This is a genomic window from Chroococcidiopsis sp. (assembly GCF_051657925.1).
Lineage (GTDB): Bacteria > Cyanobacteriota > Cyanobacteriia > Cyanobacteriales > Chroococcidiopsidaceae > Chroococcidiopsis.
The window spans coordinates 1-20,380 of record NZ_JBOFLP010000231.1; the positions used below are offsets into that span (position 1 = coordinate 1).

Annotated in this window: 15 protein-coding genes and 1 pseudogene; 7 read left to right on the forward strand and 9 right to left on the reverse strand. The window is 44.3% G+C overall.

All coding sequences use genetic code 11. The features are described 5' to 3' along the window. A partial coding sequence (locus ACRC32_RS18650; RefSeq protein WP_438555375.1) for a c-type heme family protein occupies positions 1-902 on the forward strand: 902 nt, incomplete at its 5' end. Positions 903-949: 47 nt separating this feature from the next. Here ACRC32_RS18650 and ACRC32_RS18655 read toward each other — a convergent pair. From ACRC32_RS18655 to ACRC32_RS18665, 3 genes are all read right to left on the reverse strand, one after another. Beyond that, positions 950-1,198: a Mo-dependent nitrogenase C-terminal domain-containing protein gene (locus ACRC32_RS18655; RefSeq protein ID WP_438555387.1), complete on the reverse strand. Its 249-nt coding sequence runs from the start codon at positions 1,196-1,198 to the stop codon at positions 950-952. Positions 1,199-2,070: 872 nt separating this feature from the next. After that, on the reverse strand, positions 2,071-2,307 hold the full coding sequence (locus tag ACRC32_RS18660; protein ID WP_015154262.1) for a DUF4327 family protein: 237 nt from the start codon (positions 2,305-2,307) through the stop codon (positions 2,071-2,073). 9 nt (positions 2,308-2,316) lie between these two features. Then, positions 2,317-2,613, reverse strand: a complete 297-nt coding sequence (locus ACRC32_RS18665) for a hypothetical protein (protein ID WP_015154263.1) — start codon at positions 2,611-2,613, stop codon at positions 2,317-2,319. A gap of 212 nt (positions 2,614-2,825) precedes the next feature. Here ACRC32_RS18665 and ACRC32_RS18670 point away from each other — a divergent pair, with 212 nt between their 5' ends. After that, entirely contained in the window at positions 2,826-3,164 is a 339-nt protein-coding gene (locus ACRC32_RS18670; protein ID WP_438555376.1) for a hypothetical protein, read from the forward strand. A 32-nt stretch (positions 3,165-3,196) separates the two neighbouring features. Here the strand turns inward: ACRC32_RS18670 and ACRC32_RS18675 are convergent, their stop codons facing one another. Together ACRC32_RS18675 and ACRC32_RS18680 are read right to left on the reverse strand one after the other, a co-directional pair. Next, on the reverse strand, positions 3,197-3,877 hold the full coding sequence (locus ACRC32_RS18675) for a response regulator (protein ID WP_438555377.1): 681 nt from the start codon (positions 3,875-3,877) through the stop codon (positions 3,197-3,199). Positions 3,878-3,879: 2 nt separating this feature from the next. Further along, complete coding sequence (locus ACRC32_RS18680; RefSeq protein WP_438555378.1) at positions 3,880-5,454, reverse strand: ATP-binding protein; 1,575 nt, start codon at positions 5,452-5,454, stop codon at positions 3,880-3,882. A gap of 95 nt (positions 5,455-5,549) precedes the next feature. Between ACRC32_RS18680 and ACRC32_RS18685 the strand changes: the two genes are divergently transcribed. After that, positions 5,550-6,995: a bifunctional orotidine-5'-phosphate decarboxylase/orotate phosphoribosyltransferase gene (locus ACRC32_RS18685; protein ID WP_438555379.1), complete on the forward strand. Its 1,446-nt coding sequence runs from the start codon at positions 5,550-5,552 to the stop codon at positions 6,993-6,995. A gap of 179 nt (positions 6,996-7,174) precedes the next feature. Next, the gene (locus ACRC32_RS18690; RefSeq protein ID WP_438555380.1) at positions 7,175-10,861 is read left to right on the forward strand and encodes a PAS domain S-box protein; all 3,687 of its coding nucleotides are present in this window, start codon (positions 7,175-7,177) and stop codon (positions 10,859-10,861) included. Positions 10,862-10,872: 11 nt separating this feature from the next. On the opposite strand, the gene ACRC32_RS18695 is transcribed toward ACRC32_RS18690, so the two are convergent. Both ACRC32_RS18695 and ACRC32_RS18700 read right to left on the reverse strand, forming a co-directional pair. Further along, the gene (locus ACRC32_RS18695; RefSeq protein WP_438555381.1) at positions 10,873-11,322 is read right to left on the reverse strand and encodes a histidine phosphatase family protein; all 450 of its coding nucleotides are present in this window, start codon (positions 11,320-11,322) and stop codon (positions 10,873-10,875) included. Between the two features lie 162 nt (positions 11,323-11,484). Further along, positions 11,485-12,249 (reverse strand): class I SAM-dependent methyltransferase, encoded by a 765-nt coding sequence (locus ACRC32_RS18700; RefSeq protein ID WP_438555382.1) that lies wholly within the window; start codon positions 12,247-12,249, stop codon positions 11,485-11,487. A 37-nt stretch (positions 12,250-12,286) separates the two neighbouring features. Between ACRC32_RS18700 and ACRC32_RS18705 the strand changes: the two genes are divergently transcribed. Then, on the forward strand, positions 12,287-12,853 hold the full coding sequence (locus ACRC32_RS18705; RefSeq protein ID WP_438555383.1) for a LysR family substrate-binding domain-containing protein: 567 nt from the start codon (positions 12,287-12,289) through the stop codon (positions 12,851-12,853). 369 nt (positions 12,854-13,222) lie between these two features. Here the strand turns inward: ACRC32_RS18705 and metH are convergent, their stop codons facing one another. Beyond that, complete coding sequence (gene metH, locus ACRC32_RS18710; RefSeq protein WP_438555384.1) at positions 13,223-16,765, reverse strand: methionine synthase; 3,543 nt, start codon at positions 16,763-16,765, stop codon at positions 13,223-13,225. Positions 16,766-17,085: 320 nt separating this feature from the next. On the opposite strand from metH, the gene ACRC32_RS18715 reads away from it, so the two are divergent. Next, positions 17,086-17,862 carry a class I SAM-dependent methyltransferase gene (locus ACRC32_RS18715; protein WP_438555385.1) on the forward strand — a complete coding sequence of 259 codons (777 nt, stop codon included), beginning with the start codon at positions 17,086-17,088 and terminating at the stop codon, positions 17,860-17,862. A 73-nt stretch (positions 17,863-17,935) separates the two neighbouring features. Here ACRC32_RS18715 and ACRC32_RS18720 read toward each other — a convergent pair whose 3' ends face one another. Next, positions 17,936-19,156, reverse strand: a complete 1,221-nt coding sequence (locus ACRC32_RS18720) for a hypothetical protein (protein ID WP_438555386.1) — start codon at positions 19,154-19,156, stop codon at positions 17,936-17,938. Positions 19,157-19,542: 386 nt separating this feature from the next. On the opposite strand from ACRC32_RS18720, the pseudogene ACRC32_RS18725 reads away from it, so the two are divergent. Continuing rightward, a pseudogene (locus tag ACRC32_RS18725) lies at positions 19,543-20,380 on the forward strand (hypothetical protein); the annotation flags it as partial.

Sequence of the window (20,380 nt, forward strand, 5' to 3'; positions counted from 1 at the left end):
TGTTAAAAAATCTTAAGCTTACTGCCAAATTTAGCTTAATGTTGGTCGTAGTTTTCATCGGTGGGATTATCATCAGTGGTGCGGCACTCTCCAAGGTACTCGAACAGAGAGCGGAAAGGGAAGTTAGTTCTCAAGCAGCAATTCTCATCAAGGCGATGAATGCTGTTAGAGCATATACTAACGATCGCATCAATCCCCTGCTTGCACCTAAGCTCGAAACCGAACCAGTATTTATTCCTGAAACGGTACCAGCTTACTCCGCTACGGAAGTTTTTGAAAACTTACGTAAAAACGAAGAATATCGCAACTTTTTCTATAAAGAAGCTACGCTCAATCCTACCAACCTACGCGATAAAGCTGATGCTTTTGAAGCTAAAATTGTCGAGCGTTTCCGCAACGAATCGAATACTAAAGAAATTTCTGGTTTTCGCAATTTACCAGGTGGAGAAGTCTTTTACATTGCTCGACCATTAGCAATACCTAAAGAAAGTTGTTTGCGGTGTCACTCTACCCCAGAAGCAGCACCTAAAAGCCAAATTGCTACCTATGGCTCGGAGTGGGGTTTTGGTTGGAAATTAAATGAAATTGTAGCAGCACAGATTATTTCTGTACCTTCGAGCGAGATCTTTGAGAGTTCTAAACGCTCTTTATCTCTAGTTATGGGGATATTGTTTGGAATTTTTGCGATCGTCGTGCTGTGGCTCAACTTCTTCTTAAAACGATCTGTAATTCAGCCAATTAAGAAAATGTCTAGAACCGCAGAGCGAGTTAGCACCGGAGAAATGAGTGCGGATTTCGAGCAGAATTCTAATGATGAAATTGGCATCCTAGCGGCTTCTTTCAACCGCATGAAATCGAGCTTAGAAATTGCGATGAAGTTACTCAGCCAGCAAACGCGATAAACAGTTATCAGTTGTCAGTTATCAGTGACTTCTGACTTCTGACTTCTTTAACAGTATGCTTGAATGTCTTCACCGCAGCAGTCGGCAAGGTAACATAAAGCACGAAATCTTAAACCGACCAATTGCTCGTATAGGGGGTTGAGTTTGCATAGAGGAGGAATGTGTCCTACTTTATGACCGAATAGAATAATATCTCGCTCAAAAGGACATTGCGCTGGAATAGTTTTCGCAATCAATTTTGCAACTTTTGGGTGAGCAATCTCAAAAGTATCTAACCGTTGTTTTAAAGACTTCATGGGAGATAATGCAAGTGCGATCGATGGACGAGACTTGTAGGAAATGCTTGCTTCTACTACAAGGGAAATTAAATTGACAACCTGAGTCATATGTAAGCTACCTTCCTCACGCTCTTCTTGATGTATGGCGTTAAAAATACAAAGACATTGCCTAGCGGCGATTAACTTCTGGAAAATTGACACGCAGAATTAGAAAGCGCGATCGCTAACTTTTCTCCCTCGAAATTGCGTTGAATTAATAGAGAAAACTTATTTGCTTTCCTAATTCAAAAATAGCAAATTATCTTTGTGGTGCCAGCGTTTTAGCAGGATCGATTGTTAATGCAGCTTATTGTGATTTTATATATATAATCTAGCTATCTAAAACATAAGCACACAGTATCTCAAGAAGTAAGTTTTTCACTACCTAAGCTGGTTTTATTCTTCCCTAAGCTAGAGTGCATGAGCCTGACTTTTCTAATAATTTCTAGCAATATAGCGGGTCTAAACCAATTGTGAAAATACCGTCTATTTGTCTGTGACATACTAACAATGGTTTCACAAATGACATAGGGCGAAGCCCTTCCCGTAGGGTATGACAAATGACTCAAATAGACACGTTACATATAGTAGGGTGCGTTACGCCAAAGGCTAACGCACCCTACGTATATTTCTGTATGTAGCAGAGAGCAGAACAAAAAATCTTTTAAGCAAAAGCTAGAAATTACTTTGATACCCGAACCTTTCCATGCTTTGCTATGTAAACAATTTAGCTATAAATAGATAAAATCTTCCGCTTGGCGTTCGGAACTAGGGAATATAGATCGAGAGTAATTTTCTCCCTTTACCCTGCGATCGCCTTCCTAGTCTTACCCTAGTCCCTTGCCATTCGTTTAATCATTTTCCCAGCGTTCGCAATCGAGGAGATCGGCAATGCGATCGCGCAAGTTGTACTCGTGTTTTTCCAATTCTCGCTCAAAAGCCGTCCAATCTCTAGCTGGGATGTATTCGCAGAGGACGTACATTGGTTGTCTACGGCTAATAATTCCTTTCTGTACTAGATGTAAGACTTCGTGTTTGATAACGTCTAAAGAATATTCAACTGGTGAAAGTAGTGCATTTACAGACATGATTTTCGCTCAGAAACTACTAGCAATTCTCGGCATCACTGAATCTAAATTCGGTAAGCCCATACCCCAGACTGCGGCTGGATGACCTACACAGCGTTGACCCATTGCCCACAAGTAGGCATTTGGGTGGTTTTCCTGTATCCACCGCACAATATATTTAAGCTGCTTGTCTGTTAACTGTTCGGGTACTTCTGGCAAACATTCAGTAATGACGGCAATCTGGCGTAAAGTAGCACCCGCCTGAAACCGATCGCCTGCAAAACACCATTGCTTGATGAGTTGATAAACCTGTTCTGTTGTATCCACAGCTACTGTCCGAAACCCCTAATTCTGTTAAGCATTAATACAGTATTGCTAGATACAGTTTGGGGAAAACTACCTAGTGGATACTTGTAGGCTGCGTTCTTCACCAAAAAAAATAGCCACCTGGATATCCACTTGACAGAAGTGCGAACAGGGGTATCTAGTTTAGTGTGATTGAGTTAACAAATTTGCTATTAAATAAAAAATACTCGTTCGTGACTCAATTTTTGCATCAATTGTGCGATAATAAGCAGCCTTGCCGGGTCATGATTCTCGGTAGACTTGTCGCAACAGTACAACGTGTGAGCCGCTACTGTCTCGAACAGATGGTAGAAGTCTTACCTTACTATGGGGTTCCTACTGGTGAGGAGATGACTCTGTTCGACCCAGACATCCTAATAATATGTCTGCCCGCGCCAGAACAACTCTATCTTCAGACAGACAAGCCTTTTATTTTGTGGTCTGAACTAGAGGCAAATTGCAAGCTGCCAATTGCGTCAAATCCGGCAGAGTTAGCAAAGATGTTGCGGCAAACACTACAAGATTTTAATTGAAGATGTCATGCGTGTAATTGAATTTACGTAATTTAAATTAGTCCTTCGCGCACGGCTAAAGCTGCTGCCTGAACGCGATCGTCAACGCTCAGTTTATTAAGAATCATCCGCACATAAGACTTGACCGTTCCCAGGGAAAGAAATAGTTGTTGGGCAATCTCTTGGTTCGAGCGTCCTTCAGCAATTAGTTTGAGAACTTCTCGTTCGCGGCTGCTGAGAACTGGAATAGGTGAGATGGTGGAATACTGTTCTTGAACGGGAATTACCGGATTAGGCTTGAGCATCCGTGCCACTTTGCGGGCTATTTGCGGGTCGAGATAAGCGCCACCAGTTTGAATTAACTGAATTACAGCTAGCAGTTGTTCCCATTCGATTGTTTTGAGACAATAGCCATCAGCCCCTGCGGCTAACATTCCCATTACTTGAGTATCGTTGTCAAAGGCACTTAAGGCGAGTATTCGCGTCGTGGGACGATCGCTTTTGATCTGTTGAGTTGCCGCGATCCCATCCATCACGGGCAGATCGATATCCATTAATACGACATCTGGTTCTAACTCGGCAGATAATTGAACTGCCACCCTGCCATCAGCAGCTTCTCCCACGACACAAAAATCGGGTTCGAGAGCAAACTGTCCTTTCATCCCTCGACGCATCAAAGCATGATCTTCGACTAATAAAATTCGTACCACAACCTCTACCTGAGACCCGCTCATTACTAGTTTCCGACTCCTCCGACTCCCGACTCCCGTACGGGTGGGTTTCCAAACCCGCCCCTACCGACTCCCGCTTCCCCATCGAATGCCAAAGAAACTGGCAGAGTAAACCAAAAGGTACTGCCTTCACCTAACTGACTATCCACTTCGATCGTACCTCCGTGAGCAACGACGATCTGACGGCAGAGATATAAACCCAATCCTGCACCACCCCGCCTACCTCTCCCTTGGATAAAGCGATGGAAGAGTTTGTCTTTTTCGTGGAGTGGGACTCCAGGACCTCGATCGCGAACGGAGACTTTGATGCGATCGCTTCCTAACAAACTGACTTCGATTGTAATCTCTTTATCTGGTGGGCTAACCCGTGCGGCATTATCTAATAAGTTTTGCACCACTCGTTGAATTTCTAACCGATCGCCGTAGACTGTAGGGAGTGAGGCAGCGATATAAATAGTAGGAGTACGCTGGCGATCGTGAATCTGACAAATTAGCTCCACAGCTTGAAAGCAAATCTTTGCCCAATCTAGGGGTTCCCAGTTTAAGTGCTGTCCGCCACCAGCTTCATAACGAGATACATCGAGCAAATTATCTACTAATTTCAGCAATTGCTCGTTCGATTGGCGATACTCTTCTAGAATTTCTCTCCAAGTCTCATCGACAGGACCAAAAGCCCCATTCAACATCGGGCGCAACGTGTTACGAGTGGCGAGTAAAGGCGTGCGCAAGTCATGAGACAGTGCAGAGATCAAATCTTCTAGCTGTTGGTTACGCATTTGACTGTATTGTTGACGCTGACGAATTTCTGCTGCCATCTCATCGAGTACGCTAGCCAACCGTCCGATCTCATCTGATGTAGTATAACCGAGCCGAATTTCTAGCTTACCAGCCCGCCAAGCTTGGCTGACTTGAGTTAAATGGCGTAGGGGAATTTCTACCCGCTTGCGTAACAACCATAAGTTCCAGCTAACTCCAATACTAGCTATGAAGACGTTGAAGACTTCCAGCGCTGCTTTGATATGGTTAATTTGCTGCAATTGCTGCTGGCGTTGAGAGAGGATTTTTTTTTCATGCTGCAACATAGTTTTGACAACATCGCGCATGGGATCGAATAAAATCTTTCCAGGTAGATAAGTCCTACTAGCAGTACCAGCTATGACACTTTGCACAAAACTATCCTGCCAAATTGTATGAATTGATTCAATTACCTGGAGCTGTTCTAGTTGGTTTTGATCTCCTTTTGTCAATTTTTCTAAAGAGTTAAAACTACTATGAAAAGCATTATTAGCGCGATCGTAATTATCGAGTAATTCTTTATCTTTAGTAATTAAATAGCCTCGAATTGAAGTTTGTTGATCTAAAGCATGACTCAACAGACGTTCTGTTTGCTGTTCTACCAGTAAAGAATGAGTCACCCAACTAAAAGCTTGCTGATGGAGATTTTCTACTAGTAGATTCAGACAACCTTGTACGATAAGGAATAGAATCAGTAGCAAACAACTGACATACAGAGGAGCAAACAATCTATTCTTAAGCGAAAATTGCCTCAACCGCGATCGCCATTTTTTGAAAACTGACATGAGAGACATTAGTAAAAGAAGTCGTAAATCGTAAGTCGAGAATTAACTGGTCACTGCTCGTGCGCTCCCTGCTCCCTGCTCCCTGATAACTGTATATGACATTTTTCGATAAATTAAACGCCGCGATCGCCCGCAATCAGAGTTTGTTGTTTCTCGGACTCGATCCAAATCCTGAAATGATGCCTCGCCAAAATTCAAATCGGTCTGAGAAGAGTATTATCGACGATTTGGATAACTGGTTGCAATTTGTCATCGCCCAAACGACAGATTTAATTTGCGCTTATAAGCCGACTTTGGGCTTTTATCAGGCTTTAGGTGTCCCAGGTATGGAGTTGCTAGAACGGACGCTCAAAGCCATTCCTGAAGACATGCCAATTATTTTGGATGCCAAACACAGCGACCTTAACACTAGTACAATTTTTGCCCAAACAGTATTTGAGCGCTGGCGAGTCGATGCTGTCACCCTCAGTCCTTATCCTGGGCAAGATTGCGTCGCACCATTTTTAGTTTATCCAGGCAAGGGAGTATTTGTATTGTGCTGCACTTCTAATCCTGGGGCGATCGCATTACAGCAATATCCTTCGCCTGAATCTCCCTTTTACTTACAAATAGTGAAAGAAGCGAAAATCTGGGGGACTCCCGAACAAGTCTGTTTAGAAGTTGGAACCACTTCCCCTGAGGTACTAGCCAAAATTCGAGCAATTACTCCCGAAAGAACGATTATGGCTCGGAGTATTTGGGCGCAAGCAAGTAAATTACCTCAACTATTAGCCGCAGGTTTAAATTCCAACGGTAGCGGATTACTCGTTCCCGTACCTCAAGACGTTTTGAGCCAAGACAACCCAGCTAGTCAGATTCAAGCTTTGCGACAAGAAGTAGAGCAAGCTAGAGCCGCAGCTGTTAAAAGTGCTTCTCAGTGTGATGTGTGGTTTCCCGATGTTTGTTTGTTGGAACAGCATCCCCACACCCAATTGATTTTGCAACTCTACGATCTTGGCTGCATTATTTTTGGTAACTACGTACAGGCATCGGGGGCAGAATTTCCTTACTATATCGATCTACGCACGATTATTTCTAATCCCCAAGTTTTCGAGCAAGTTCTCAACGCTTATGCAGAAATCTTACAAACTCTAAACTTCGATCGCATTGCTGGAATTCCCTACGGCTCCTTACCCACTGCTACGGGATTGGCATTGCGAATGAATTACCCGATGATTTTTCCCCGCAAGGAAGTTAAAGCCCACGGAACAAGGAGAGCAATCGAAGGGTATTTTCAGCCAGGGGAAACAGTCGTAGTTGTTGACGACATTCTGATTAGCGGTAAAAGTGCAATAGAAGGAGCGGGAAAGTTAAAATCGGCGGGTTTAAATGTAGAAGATATTGTTGTATTTATCGACCATGAAGAAGGGGTAAAAGATCGGCTCAAAGATAATGGCTATCGCGCCCATGCCGTGCTGAAAATTTCGGAAATTACCCAAACTTTATATGAAGCAGGCAAAATTGATGAAGTGCAATACCAAACTTTAACTGGCAAGCTTTGACTGCAAATTAATCTGTGTTACACTCACGCATGGATATCATCTATCTCAAGCTAGATGTTTTCCATGTGATGTAAGTACTTTGATGGATTAATGACTTGACGATCGCTTTTTAGGGGTAGTAGATTCGATTGCTCAAGCCAGCTCAAAAAATGCGAAGCGGAAGTAGTTTTGGATCTCAGATGTTAAATGTTTTTCAGGGCGATCGCTTACAACAAGTTTCTGCTCCAGAAACAACCCCGGGCGTAGTGCTGCAACTTGCTGATGCGACAATCGCTGCTTGTAACCCTAGAGCCGCAGAGATTGTGGGCTATACTACCGAGCAATTAATCGGTGTAACTACGTTTGCTCCGCTTTGGCAGATCGTTCATGAAGATGGTTCGCCGTTTGAGCTAGAAGAATATCCAGCGATCGCAGCTTTGCGATCGGGACAGCCTGTAACAAATGTTGTCATAGGCTTTTATCGTCCAGATGGAAAATTAGCGTGGCTAAAGTTAGACTCACAGCCACTATTCCAAGCCAATGAATCCGTACCATATTCTGTAGTAACAACGATTTGGGATGTTACGCCAGAACGACAATTGACGACAGAGCGATTGCTCCTAGATCGAGAGGCACTCAACCCACAACTGATTGAACTGGAATCGATTTATACCACTGCTCCGATTGGATTGTGCTTTATCGATTCAGACTTACGGTTCGTGCGGATCAACCAATACTTAGCAGATCTCAACGGTTTACCGATTTCCGAACATATCGGACGCACGTTACGGGAGATTTTGCCAGAACAAGCAGATGAATTAGAGCCATTGTATCGGCAGGCGATCGCCTCTGGCGAACCCAGGCTAAATCTTGAGTTTCATGGAATTAATTGCGCCCAGCCGGAAGTCGAGCGGGATTGGATCGTGAGCTTAAACCCACTGAAGCAGGCAGACGGACGGGTGCTTGGGATCAATGTCATGGTACAGGAAGTGACGGAGCGCCAGCGTTTGGAGCAAGGTTTGCGCAAAGCAAATCAGCGGATCGTTACTGCTTGGGAAAGCATGACCGATGCTTATTTGGCGCTCGATCGCGAGTGGCGGATTACCTACGTCAATCAGGCAGCAAGTCAATTGGTAAAACAATTGACGAATCTAGAACCCGAAGCATTTTTGGGTAAAACGCAATGGGAAATTTTTCCTTGGACAATCGGTCAAGTTGTCGAGCAGCAATATCGACGGGCAGTGACAGAACAGGTTCCAGTACATTTTGAAGTTTTGTACGAGCCGACTAGAAATTGGTTTGAAGCTCATGTCTATCCCTCGGCGGAGGGATTGGGAATCTATTTTCGCGAAATTAGCGATCGCAAACAAGCTGAAATAGACTTGCGCAACAGCGAGCATCGATATCGCATGTTGTTCGAGACAATTGACGAAGGTTTCTGTGTCTGCGAAATGGTATTTGACGAGAACGGCGAGCCGATGGATTACCGTTTCCTCGAAATCAATCCAGCATTTGAAAAGATGACTGGACTCCAGCAAGCGGTGGGCAAAACAGCACGGCAACTCGTACCAAATCTCGAAGCCTCTTGGTTTGAGATTTACGGTAGAGTAGCACTGACAGGCGAAACCGTGCGGTTTGAAAATCGTTCTGAAGCAATGAATCGGTGGTTCGATGTCAACGCCTTCCGCATTGGTGAAGCTCAAGATTACAGGTTTGCCATCCTGTTCACTAATATCAGCGAGCGCAAATGCGCCGAAGCAGCTTTACAATCGAGTGAGGAGCGCCTGCGGCTGGCGCTAGAAGCTTCTAAACAGGGGATGTGGTTCTGGGATTTAGAGAGCGATACTTTGACCTGGACAACTCAGTGTAAAGCATTGTTTGGTCTGGCAGCAGACGCGGAAGTAACTTACTCAGTATTTTTGAATTCGCTACATCCAAGCGATCGCCAGCGAACGCAAGAAGCTGTTACCAAAGCGATTGACAATCTCGTTGACTATGACGTTGAGTATCGGACTCAATGGGCAGATGGTACGGTACGCTGGATTGCTGCTAAGGGGCGCTGCACGTATAACGCTGCCGGACAGGCGATTTATATGATGGGAGTGGTGCTAGACATCGACGAGCGCAAGCAGGCAGAACTGGCACTCCAAGAGCGTCACGAAAGATTGAATTTACTTTACGAAACAACCAATGGGCTGCTTTCAGCAGAGCAACCCCTCAACTTCATCAGCAGCTTGTTCGACAAACTTTCCCCCCAACTAGATTTACAGTATTACTTCGCCTTCATGGTTGAGGAACGCAATAACTGTCAGATGTTACGCTTGCAGTCCTATGCAGGGATTTCCCCAGCAGCAGCAGAAGCAATTGAGTGGCTGGAATTTGGTCAAGGGATTTGCGGCTTAGTGGCACAAGAATGCCAGCAAATTGTCGTCAATAATGTCCAGCAATCTACCTTGCCAAATGCCTATACTGTCCGTTCGCTGGGTATCACAGCGTATGTAAGCCAGCCCCTAATCGTGCGGGGACGGCTATTAGGCACGCTCTCCTTTGCTAGCAGCACCCGCACCAGCTTCACTTCAGAAGAGATTGCCCTGATGAAAGCCGCCACCGATCAAATTGCTGTGGCGATCGAACGCGCTCATTTAATCGATTCGTTGCAGCAGCAAGCCCAACAATTAATTCAAACCAATCGCCTCAAAGACGAATTTTTGGCAGTGCTGTCTCATGAATTGCGATCGCCTCTCAACCCGATTCTAGGCTGGGTCAAGCTGCTGCAAAGCCGTAAATTTAGTGAAACTAAGACCGCTGAGGCATTAGCCACGATCGAACGCAACGCTCAATTACAAGCCCAACTGATCGAAGACCTGCTCGATATTTCTCGCATCATGCGTGGCAAAATCGCGCTCACTGCCGCTCCCGTCAATCTTGCTTACGTCATTTCATCCGCTTTGGAAACCGTGAGACTGGCAGCCGAAGCAAAAAACATTCAACTGCAAGTCACGCTTGCATCATCTAAATTACAAGTCTCTGGTGATGTTACCCGCTTGCAGCAAGTCGTGTGGAACCTGCTATCCAACGCGATCAAATTCACTCCTAGCGGCGGACGAGTCGAAATCTCGCTTAAAGAGGTAGAGAGCAGGGAGCAACTCAAAATTCAAAATTCAAAATTCAAAATTAATTCCAAATTCCGACTCCCGACTCCCGACTCCCCAAAATTTGCCCAAATCCAAGTCACAGACACGGGTAAAGGTATTAATCCCGAATTTTTACCCTATGTTTTTGAGTATTTTCGCCAAGAAGATGGCTCTACTACGCGCAAATTTGGTGGCTTAGGGCTGGGGCTGGCGATCGCCAAACAAATCGTCGAAATGCATGGCAGCACAATTAGCGCAGATAGTCAAGGTGAAGGACGAGGCACAACCTTCACCGTTCAAATTCCTCTGATGCAAAATCCACGCACCCCATCAGATGCGATCGTAGAACCTACGTCCCAAATAATTAACTCTGTTTCTCTCGCTAACGTGCGAGTTCTGCTCGTCGATGATGATGCCGATACTTGCGAATTTCTCAGCGCTGCTCTAGAAGAAAATGGCGCGATCGTGACTACCGCCGCCTCTGCCGCAGAAGCAATACAAATCCTCGCCCGATCGCGCCCCGATCTTCTCCTCAGCGATATTGGAATGCCGGAAACAGACGGCTACGAGCTAATTCGCACGATTCGCTCGTTGGCATCAGCGCGATCGATTCCTGCCATTGCATTAACAGCTTATGCTACAAACGCAGATCGAGAGCGGGCGATCGCCGCCGGATTTCAGCATCATTTCGCCAAACCCCTTGATGTAGAAGCTGTAGTGACATCGATTATTGAGTTATTGCAACAGCCATGAGTTGCTACTTACTACATACTATTTCGATGGTTGAGGATCTGCTGGCGAACCTGTTGCGTTTGTTGGGTTGCAGTGGTATGGTCTTCAAAAATAGAATTTAGCATGGGAGAAGGTGTAACAGCACCCAAGTCGAGTAACTTGGCAGTCTCCAGACAGCGGCAATACTGGCTAGAAAGAACTTGGGCAAATGGAATATGGCGATCGCGAAATACCCTACCAATTCTTACTGCTTGGTCTCTACCTGCGGCTGATAAATTGCGCTGAGTCGAGCAATCCTCTAGCCGGAACCCTGGTGGGTCGCCCGTTCCAGACACCGTTTGGGCATGACGTAGCAACACCACATACCCCGTTCCTTGCCGCATTTGCGTCCAAATATCTTGCTCGGTTGCTTGAGCAGCATTTAGCGTTGTAGGAGTGTCTGACGAATTGGTAAAGTCGGGTGATGACAAAGTAAAAGGCATTGAGCTGCTGCCAATAGAAAGAGGAAAACAGCTAGCCGGGAGGGGGAGAAGGGCAATAGTCATACCCAGCAGGGAAAATCGACGGATAGATTTCATATGGAATGATAGGAAAAATTGCGATCGCTAGCATTCAAGTGAACGATGAATTCTTAGCGATCGCAGTTAGACTTTCTTCAATTTGAATGCTACTGAATAAGGGCGAGTTTGGCAGTTTTTTATCTGTTGTTCAGTTTCAGCTAAATGAAATTGTTGTTCGGTGATTCTTGGTTCTTCAAAGTCAGTAATTTCAAATCCTGCGTTCCTAAATGCTTTCCAGTAATCGGAGAGCGGTCGGTGAAACCAAATAAAATTTGACGTGAAATGCTTCCAGGGTGGATCGACACATTTTTGTCGCTCAAAATAAGAAAAACTCCAACGATAAAGCGATTCGCCACCTTCAATAATAATTGCTCTACTTTGGGGAAAACATGGATGAGAAAACACAACAATTGCGTTTCCATTGACTTTCAATACTCGGTTGAAAGCTCTCGTCGCGTTTTCCAGATTTGGCACATCCATAAGAACGTAGTTTGAAACGATCGCGTCAAAAAAATTATCTTCAAGACTGTCCATCGTCTCGCAATTATCTACATGAAAGTCGATATTTTGACCGCTGCTATTAGCTTTTTCACGGGCTATTTCAATCATTTTGTCTGATAGATCGATTGCCGTTACTATGGCTCCTTGACTTGCCAATTTCCTACTAAGATAACCTGTTCCGCAGCCAGCATCTAGAATCCGCAGATCTCGAACATCTCCTACAAAATTCCATAAAACCGGATCGGAGTTCAAACGACGGTTGCTATCTCCGTCATCTCCTACTTGTATGTCCCAATCATCAGCAACTGAATTCCAAAATTCACGGACTTCTTCAATGCGATCGCTCATAATCTCAAAAAGGCAAACTGCACAATTTTAAATAAACGTGCCTTTTCAAAGGGCATATTGGCTAAGACTGCCGTTCCTCACAAGTGGTGGAACGGAAGCCCATGTCGAGCAACTCCGTACCCACCAAATTGATGTTGGGTTTGTTTATCTGCCGATCCGCGAACCATCTCTTGCCATCTATCCGTTATATGAAGAAACTTATATCGCTGCACTGTTGGCATCCCATCCGCTTGCTAGACAAAAACAATTGTCCATAGCATCGCTTGCCAACCAACCCCTAGTTGGATATCCGCGATCGCTGGCTCCCGTGCTGTATGCTGATTTTATCAAATGCTGCGAACGAGCGGGGTTTGTTCCCAACATCGTGCAAGAGGCTGCACTCGCTCAAACTCGCTTGGGATTAGCAGCGGCTGGAGTTGGAATTGCATTTGTGCTTGCCGATTTGCAAAACCTGAGCGCGAAAGGAGTGGTTTACCGACCTCTAGAGGATGATTTTCCTAAGTTAAAACTAGCTGTGGCTTGGCGACAGAACGAATCTTCACCTGTGGTACACGAGTTTATTAAGGTGATTAGAACAATAGTATTGCCACAGCTATCCGCGTAATCCAGCAACGATTCCACCATCAACAGCGATGTACGCACCTAAGAAAATTCTGCTTCTCAGACAACCTCTAAACTGTCATAACACTGAAACCTAACGTGTTAACAGACGTAAAGATCGGAATGAAAGGTATTACTGGAAGGCAATTGATATGACCTACGCGACAATTACAGCCGCCATAGAAGTTCTCAATAGCGATGAAAATTTCTCAGTCTGGTTTAACAACAGCAGCAATGTATTAACATTGCCTTGGCTTAACGCTTAAACGTATCGATCTAGTGGGTGTAACTCCAGATACAACGGCTGTCCCCTCCCAGGGGACAGGAACGGGAAACAGGCAACAGGAAAAAACCGTTCCCCGTTGCCTCGAATTTAAGCACTAAAGTATTTTGCGACTGGGTGATAGGTCACAATGGCAGTGGTAGATTGTTCGGGATAAAGTTGTTCGCTTTCATCCATATACAAATCGATCCTCTTCGTCTCTAACAAATCCAGTTGCTTGTACTGATCCTGAATATTCGGACAGGCGGGATAACCAAAGCTGTAGCGCGAACCGCGATAGCGTTGCGCTAACATATCTCGAATGTTATCCGGTTCTTCTGCCCCAAATCCCAATTCGCGCCTGATTCTGGCGTGCGTCCACTCTGCTAAAGCTTCTGCTATTTGCACTGCTAACCCGTGGAAATAGAGGTAGTCTGTATACTGATTGGCTGCAAATAGCTTTTGAGCGTATTCTGTGGCAATGTGTCCTACTGTCACCGCCTGCATGGGAAAAACATCGATAATTCCTGACTCCTTCGGCGCGAAGAAATCGGCAATACACAGACGGCGTAAGGATTTTTGTCTGGGAAATTCAAATGATGTTACTTGTTCGGCGTGGTTTTCTGGATTGTAGACATTCAATGTATTTCCTTCTGACTGACAGGGGAAATACCCATAAATCACTTGTGGGTGCAAGAGATTTTCGGCGACAATCTTTTGCTTCCAATCTTCTAGAATTGGATAGACTTTCTCATTTAAGAAAGCTTGATATTCTTCCTTAGATTGTTCCTTCGGCTTGCGGAATTGCCATTGTCCGGCAATTAAAGCCTGTAAATCTAAATGCCAGAAAATCTCATCCCAAGGAATATCTTGCGGTTGCAATAGCTTTGTCCCCCAGAAAGGCGGCGTGGGACGTTCTATGTCTACTGCTACTGCTTCGGATCTCCTGGTGTCAACTTCTTGGGGGAGTCGGGAGTCGGGAGTCGGGAGTCGGGAGTCGGTTTCTTCTACGGTAGATGGTTTATGTCCGTTTCCGTTTACTTCCGTATCGGTTAATTCATTCAAAAAGCCTTTCAAGTCATCCCATTGACTTGTAGCCTTCGCTGGCATTAATTTATCCATGAAGTGCAAGTCGGAAAACGCATCTTTGCCATACACGACTTTGCCTTTGTAGGTGTTTTGGCAATCTTCGTAGACAAACTTAGGTGTGAGTGCCGCACCGCCTAAAATTACCGGAACGGTAATTCCTTTTTCGTTAAATGTCGCCAAGTTCTCTTTCATGAAAGCGGTGGATTTTACCAATAAGCCACTCATGGCAATACAATCAGCTTTGTGCTGTTCGTAGGCATTGATGATATTTTCTACTGGCTGCTTAATCCCCAGATTAATTACCTTGTAGCCGTTGTTGGACAAAATGATATCCACTAAATTCTTACCGATGTCGTGGACATCACCCTTCACAGTGGCAATAATAAAGGTTCCTTTGGCGCTGTTACCACCTTCCGACTTTTCCATGTGAGGTTCGAGATAAGCTACGGCTGCTTTCATCGTCTCCGCCGACTGCAACACGAATGGGAGTTGCATTTGTCCCGAACCAAACAGTTCGCCGACAACTTTCATCCCATCAAGTAGATAGACATTGATAATATCCAAAGGTGGATATTGCTTCATGGCTTTGGCTAAGGCTTGTTCTAAGCCGATGCGTTCCCCGTCGATGATGTGACGTTTGAGGCGTTCTTCAATCGGAAGATTTTCATCTACACCTTTATCGCGCTTCGTTGTCACCCCTTCAAATAGCGTCGTCAACTCAGTTAAGGGATCGTAAACGCAGACATCACCTTCAAATTTGCGATCGTCGTAAATGAGCTGAAGGCAAACTTCCTGATGTTTCTCCTCAATCTTCGCCAATGGTAAAATTTTACTTGCACTGACGATCGCCCCATCCATGCCTACCTGCATTGCTTCGTGTAGAAACATGGAATTGAGTACGATCCGCGCTGCTGGGTTTAAACCAAAGGACACGTTGGAAACACCCAGCATAATATGACAGCCTGGTAATTCCTGGCGGATGCGACGCACCGCTTCAATTGTCGCCTTACCATTTTTTCTATCTTCTTCAATCCCCGTCGAAATTGGCAAACAGAGAGTATCGAAAAAGATTTCGCGGGCAGGAATGCCGTATTCTACTGCTTGTCTGTAGGCACGCTGGGCAATTTCAAACTTTTTATCTGCCGTCCGTGCCATTCCATCTTCGTCAATCGTACCAATGACGACACCAGCACCATACTTTTTCGCCAACTCCAAAACTTTGAGGAATCTTTCTTCCCCATCTTCATAGTTGGTGGAGTTGAGGATGCATTTACCCCCAGCTACCTTTAATCCCGCCTCCATCTTTTGCCATTCTGTAGAGTCCAGCATCAAAGGTAGAGTCACGTTATTCACCAAACGGGACACTAATTCGTGCATATCCCGTTCGCCATCTCGTCCCACGTAATCCACGTTAACATCGAGGACGTGCGCGCCTTCTTTAACCTGCGCCCTTGCCATCGATACCAGTCCGTCCCAATCTTCAGCGTTGAGTAAATCGCGGCACTTTTTAGAACCACTGGCGTTTAAGCGTTCCCCGACTATGAGGAAAGAGTTATCTTGCTCGTAAGGTTGAGTGCTATAAATCGATGCTGCTGCGGGTTCTAGTTGCGGATTTCTCACCCCTGGTTTTAATTCTTTAGCAATTTCAGCCAGTTGTTGAATGTGTGCTGGACGTGTCCCACAGCAACCCCCGATTACTTGGACACCCAAATCTTCCACAAAATGCATCAAATGCATCCGCAATTCTGTCGGTGTAAGGCGATAATGTGCTTGTCCGCCGACGTTTTCCGGTAAACCCGCGTTAGGAATACAGGAAACGATAAAAGGCGAGTGTTCCGACAAATATTTAATGTGCGGCTTCATCAAGTCTGGTCCCGTGGCGCAGTTCAGACCGAGAATGTCAATTTTATAAGGTTCTAGAATTGTTAGCGCGGCATTAATTTCCGTTCCGACTAGCATCGTCCCCATCGATTCCATCGTTACGGAAACCATTAAAGGACGACGTTCGCCTTTTTTAGCAAACACTTCTTCGATCGCATTCAAGGCTGCTTTAATTTGCAGTACGTCTTGACACGTCTCGACAATGAATAAATCGACACCACCATCATACAAGGCTTCTGCTTGTTCGACGTAAGCCGTTTTCATCGTGTCGAAATCGATGTGTCCCAGCGTTGGCAGTTTAGTTCCAGGACCCATCGAACCCGCTACAAATCGTGGTTTTTCTGGGGTAGAAAATTCTGCGGCTACCCGCTTGGCAAGTTCTGCTGCGGTTTTATTTAAATAATAGGCTTTATCCGCTAAGTCATACTCTGCTAAAACGATGGATGTCCCGCCAAAGGTATCGGTTTCCACCACGTCCGCACCAGCGGCGAAGAAGTCGCGATGAACTTTTGCCACTGCTTCTGGATTGGTGTGAACGAGATATTCGTTACAGCCTTCGTACTGGGAACCGCCAAAATCCTCAGCCGTCAGGTTTTGCGATTGTAAATTCGTCCCCATTGCGCCGTCAAATACAATTACTGGGCGTTCTGGGCTATGCAGTCGAGATAGAAACAAACTATTCATGTGCCACGCTGTTTAGCAGAGATAGGAATGATATTTGGACTACAGTTTAGATAATTTAAGATTTTCTTACCTGTTATCTATTTTGCCGACTTTCTGGAATTTTCCAAGCGATCGCAGAATTTTTATCTAATGAGTGAGGAGTGAGGAGTGAGGAGTGAGGGAATAAGGGGGACAAGGGGGACAAGGGGGACAAGGGGGAGGACAAGGGGGACAAGGAAGCAGAGGAAGCAATTCAAAATTCAAAATTTCCCTACACCCTACGCCCTACACTTCACACCCTGTTTTCACTGACAACTACCAATTACCAATTACCAATTACCATGTCTATTTATAATGTTATCGGCAAGTCTTATTCGCAATTTCGGCTTCCAGATCGCCGGATCGTAGATTTCATCCTGAGTGTCCTCCAGTTGCCTCCTGGTAGTACGATCGCCGATATTGGTGCGGGTACGGGAGGATATAGTCGGGCGATCGCAGAACGAGGATTTTTAGTCTATGCTGTCGAACCTTCTGAGATGATGCGTTCTCAGGCTATACCTCATCCTCATGTGAAGTGGGTTGATGGATGTGCAGAGGCAATTCCTTTACCCGATAATTCAGTTGATGCAGCTATTTGTATTTTGTCTCTACATCATTTTACAGATTTAGAAGCTGCTTTGTTGGAAATACATCGAGTCGTCAGGACGGGGGCGATCGCTTTTTTTACTTATGACTCTCAAGCTAGAAAAGATTTTTGGTTGGATGATTATTTTCCGTTTCTTTGGGAATATGATGAAGGCTCATTTTTTCCTCTGGAATATATTGTATCGTTTATTCAAACTCATCTTAAAAAGACAGTAGATATTTACCCTTTTCCTTTACCACCAGATTTAACAGATTTGTTTCTTGCCGCAGGTTGGCAGCAACCAAAAATGTATTTAAATTCTGAAATTCGGGCGAGTATGTCAGCTTTTGCTTTAACAGATCCTCAGTTAATAGAGACAGGCGTGAAGCAACTAGAAGCAGATTTAGCGAGTGGGGAATGGCAGATAAAACATGGCAAATATTTAGAATTTACAGAATTTGATGTCGGTTATCGAATTATAGTTGCTAAATGACAATTACAGAAAACAGATAGGAGGGTAGGTATTGTCCACCCTCCACTTAAATTCTACCGATCGAATACAACTGTTATATACTTGAGTATGTCGGAAAATAGTTAAAATTTATTGCTTTCTCTTTTACTGCATGACAAACATTTTTGGTGAGAGAGCTATTGTTATGAATTTCTTGTAACACCCCTTTACGGGTTTTACTGCCAACCAACAGAAACCATAATTCTGTGAACTGCCATAAGTGCATAGAATTTGAATGGGCAGCAATATTACGTAATTTTCTTATTTGATCTATGGTAGAAGCAGCTGCATAACTTTGAGCTAACCACAGGGATAAGGGGTGTGTCCATTGTTGCAAGAATTGTTGCACTAACAGGCGGTCAGCTTGACTAATTTTATCGCTACGTTCAACGGTGTAGTATAAATTTGTCTTAGGCATCGTTTCTTGTTGCAAGCTAAATTTTGTAAAAGTTTGCCACCGCTGAGATAATAAGATTCGTAGATCTCCTAGCGTGTATTCTCCATCAACGATTAGATTAATGCTTCCTAGCAAAATAGGAGCCTTTTCAAAAAAACTAACAGAGTTATTTTTAGTTAACAAGAACTGATAAAGTTGTTTGAAAAAAGGATTGACAATTTCTCTTTCTGCTACTAATCCCAAGGGATGCCCTGCATCGGAATAATCGGCAGAAGTGGTGAACTCTTCTGTCTTTATCATTTTGTAATATCTGTAGGCGTTGCGTAAATCTCTTTGGCTAGCTGGGTGCAAGCAGTTCCACGCTAAAAGTCCTAGCTTGGACTTAACTTGTTTCTCGGCATTTTCTAAAGAAATAGTTTGTGGAAACTGACTTTGTGCGTCTTCAAGTTTTAAAATTTTCTTCTTTTGTTTCTCAACTAAAAACTCATGCTCTTTGAGTTGATTTTGCAAATGCAACAATTTATCTTCTTGTTCTAGCGATAAAATCTTGTTTCGATGAAAAATCTCTAGTTCTTGCTTCAGGAGTTCGACCTGTTCGTTCTGCTTTTCAATCACAGCTTCTTGTTCCATCAGCATCCGAGCTTTATCTGCTATTTCTAAAGCATTCATAGCGGCTTTGATTAAGTTATATAAATAAGGTTGAGAAACATTTACTTGTTTAGAATTCTCCCTTCTCTTACCTTGAAGACCGATTGTTTTACCCTTTTCTACTGCTAAAACTTCGCCGCGTTCGTTCCTGATTCTGAGTTCTTGAGATGATGCAGTGTTGACAATGCAACACGTGTATCTGCATTTATTGTAGTAAAATTCTGCTGCCATCTTAATTTTTCTGGAAAAGTCGAAACATGATTTTAAGCAATTTTGTATGAAGAGGCGATCGCCCTCATATAGCTCTTAGTTCACCTAATAGAGAATATATGCTAAATTGCTGAATAATAGTTAATATTCTTGTATGCTTTTTATCAAAGAAGATTATGAATTTATGAAGAAAGAATAAAAAAAACAAGTAAATATTGAGGTATAAAAGTACAGCTATCTGAATTTGTAATTAATGACACCTATTGCAAAAATCTAGCGCGATCGCGCTCCAACTTTCCAGATCGAACGGTTATCCTCACAACTTCCTCAACTTTGTTATCTAACTTAAGAGTGAGACAAATATCTTCATAAGAGTGAAGACAGATGGAGATGGAGCCGCGAGTCTAATGAACAGCAGCAAAGGCAGGCACTTTGCCACAAAACAACTGATTCAATTTCTCTGCGCTTTGGTACTGTTATCGGTGCTATTGTTCGTTACACCAAGTTGGGCAAAGGATACCGTAAGTGGCAAGCAAGTCACGATTGCTGCTGAACAAATTATTCACGATGACGTGTATTTAGCAGGAGAGACAATCTTGCTGAATGGTACTATCAAAGGCGATGCGGTTTTGGCAGCGAATCAAATTACCCTGAATGGCAGGGTTGAAGGCGACTTAATTGCAGCAGGACAAGTCATTACAATTAATGGCAGTGTAGGCGATGATGCGCGACTGGCTGGACAGGTGTTAATTCTCCAGCCAAAAGCACGGATAGCAGACGATGCGATCGCGGCTAGTTTCAGTTGGGAAAATCAAACTGGCAGTAATATAGGTGGCGATCTAACTATCTTTGCCAACCAAGCTTTGTTAGCAGGAAGTATAGAACACGATGCGATCGCGGCAACAAATGCCTTGGAACTGAGGGGAAGCGTCGGCGGAAATATGCAAGCCACAGCAGTAGGCGATCCCCAGTTGGTTGAAATTCCCTTTGTGCCTAAACCCCCCGTAACAGTAGCGCCAATTAAACCAGGTTTAACCCTGACAGATACCGCACAAATTGGTGGCAAAGTCAATTATAAATCTGCGACTACGGCTCAAATTAGCCCAAGAGCAAAGATTGCGGGTGGAGTTGTAGGAGAAGCATTAGAACAACATCAAATTGCACCTACATCAAATCCAGTTAGGGAAGTGATTTGGCAGATTCAGCGCCTATTGGCTTTACTCTTCGTTGGTTGGTTATTGCTGC

What these genes read in the sequence shown, in the direction of transcription:
- metH (WP_438555384.1), bottom strand. Translation starts at nt 16,765, where the DNA reads ATGAATAGTTTGTTTCTATCTCGACTGCATAGCCCAGAACGCCCAGTA.
- ACRC32_RS18695 (WP_438555381.1), bottom strand. Translation starts at nt 11,322, where the DNA reads ATGCCTTTTACTTTGTCATCACCCGACTTTACCAATTCGTCAGACACT.
- ACRC32_RS18655 (WP_438555387.1), bottom strand. Translation starts at nt 1,198, where the DNA reads ATGAAGTCTTTAAAACAACGGTTAGATACTTTTGAGATTGCTCACCCA.
- ACRC32_RS18685 (WP_438555379.1), top strand. Translation starts at nt 5,550, where the DNA reads ATGACATTTTTCGATAAATTAAACGCCGCGATCGCCCGCAATCAGAGT.
- ACRC32_RS18700 (WP_438555382.1), bottom strand. Translation starts at nt 12,249, where the DNA reads ATGAGCGATCGCATTGAAGAAGTCCGTGAATTTTGGAATTCAGTTGCT.
- ACRC32_RS18715 (WP_438555385.1), top strand. Translation starts at nt 17,086, where the DNA reads ATGTCTATTTATAATGTTATCGGCAAGTCTTATTCGCAATTTCGGCTT.
- ACRC32_RS18675 (WP_438555377.1), bottom strand. Translation starts at nt 3,877, where the DNA reads ATGAGCGGGTCTCAGGTAGAGGTTGTGGTACGAATTTTATTAGTCGAA.
- ACRC32_RS18690 (WP_438555380.1), top strand. Translation starts at nt 7,175, where the DNA reads ATGTTAAATGTTTTTCAGGGCGATCGCTTACAACAAGTTTCTGCTCCA.
- ACRC32_RS18720 (WP_438555386.1), bottom strand. Translation starts at nt 19,156, where the DNA reads ATGGCAGCAGAATTTTACTACAATAAATGCAGATACACGTGTTGCATT.
- ACRC32_RS18660 (WP_015154262.1), bottom strand. Translation starts at nt 2,307, where the DNA reads ATGTCTGTAAATGCACTACTTTCACCAGTTGAATATTCTTTAGACGTT.
- ACRC32_RS18680 (WP_438555378.1), bottom strand. Translation starts at nt 5,454, where the DNA reads ATGTCAGTTTTCAAAAAATGGCGATCGCGGTTGAGGCAATTTTCGCTT.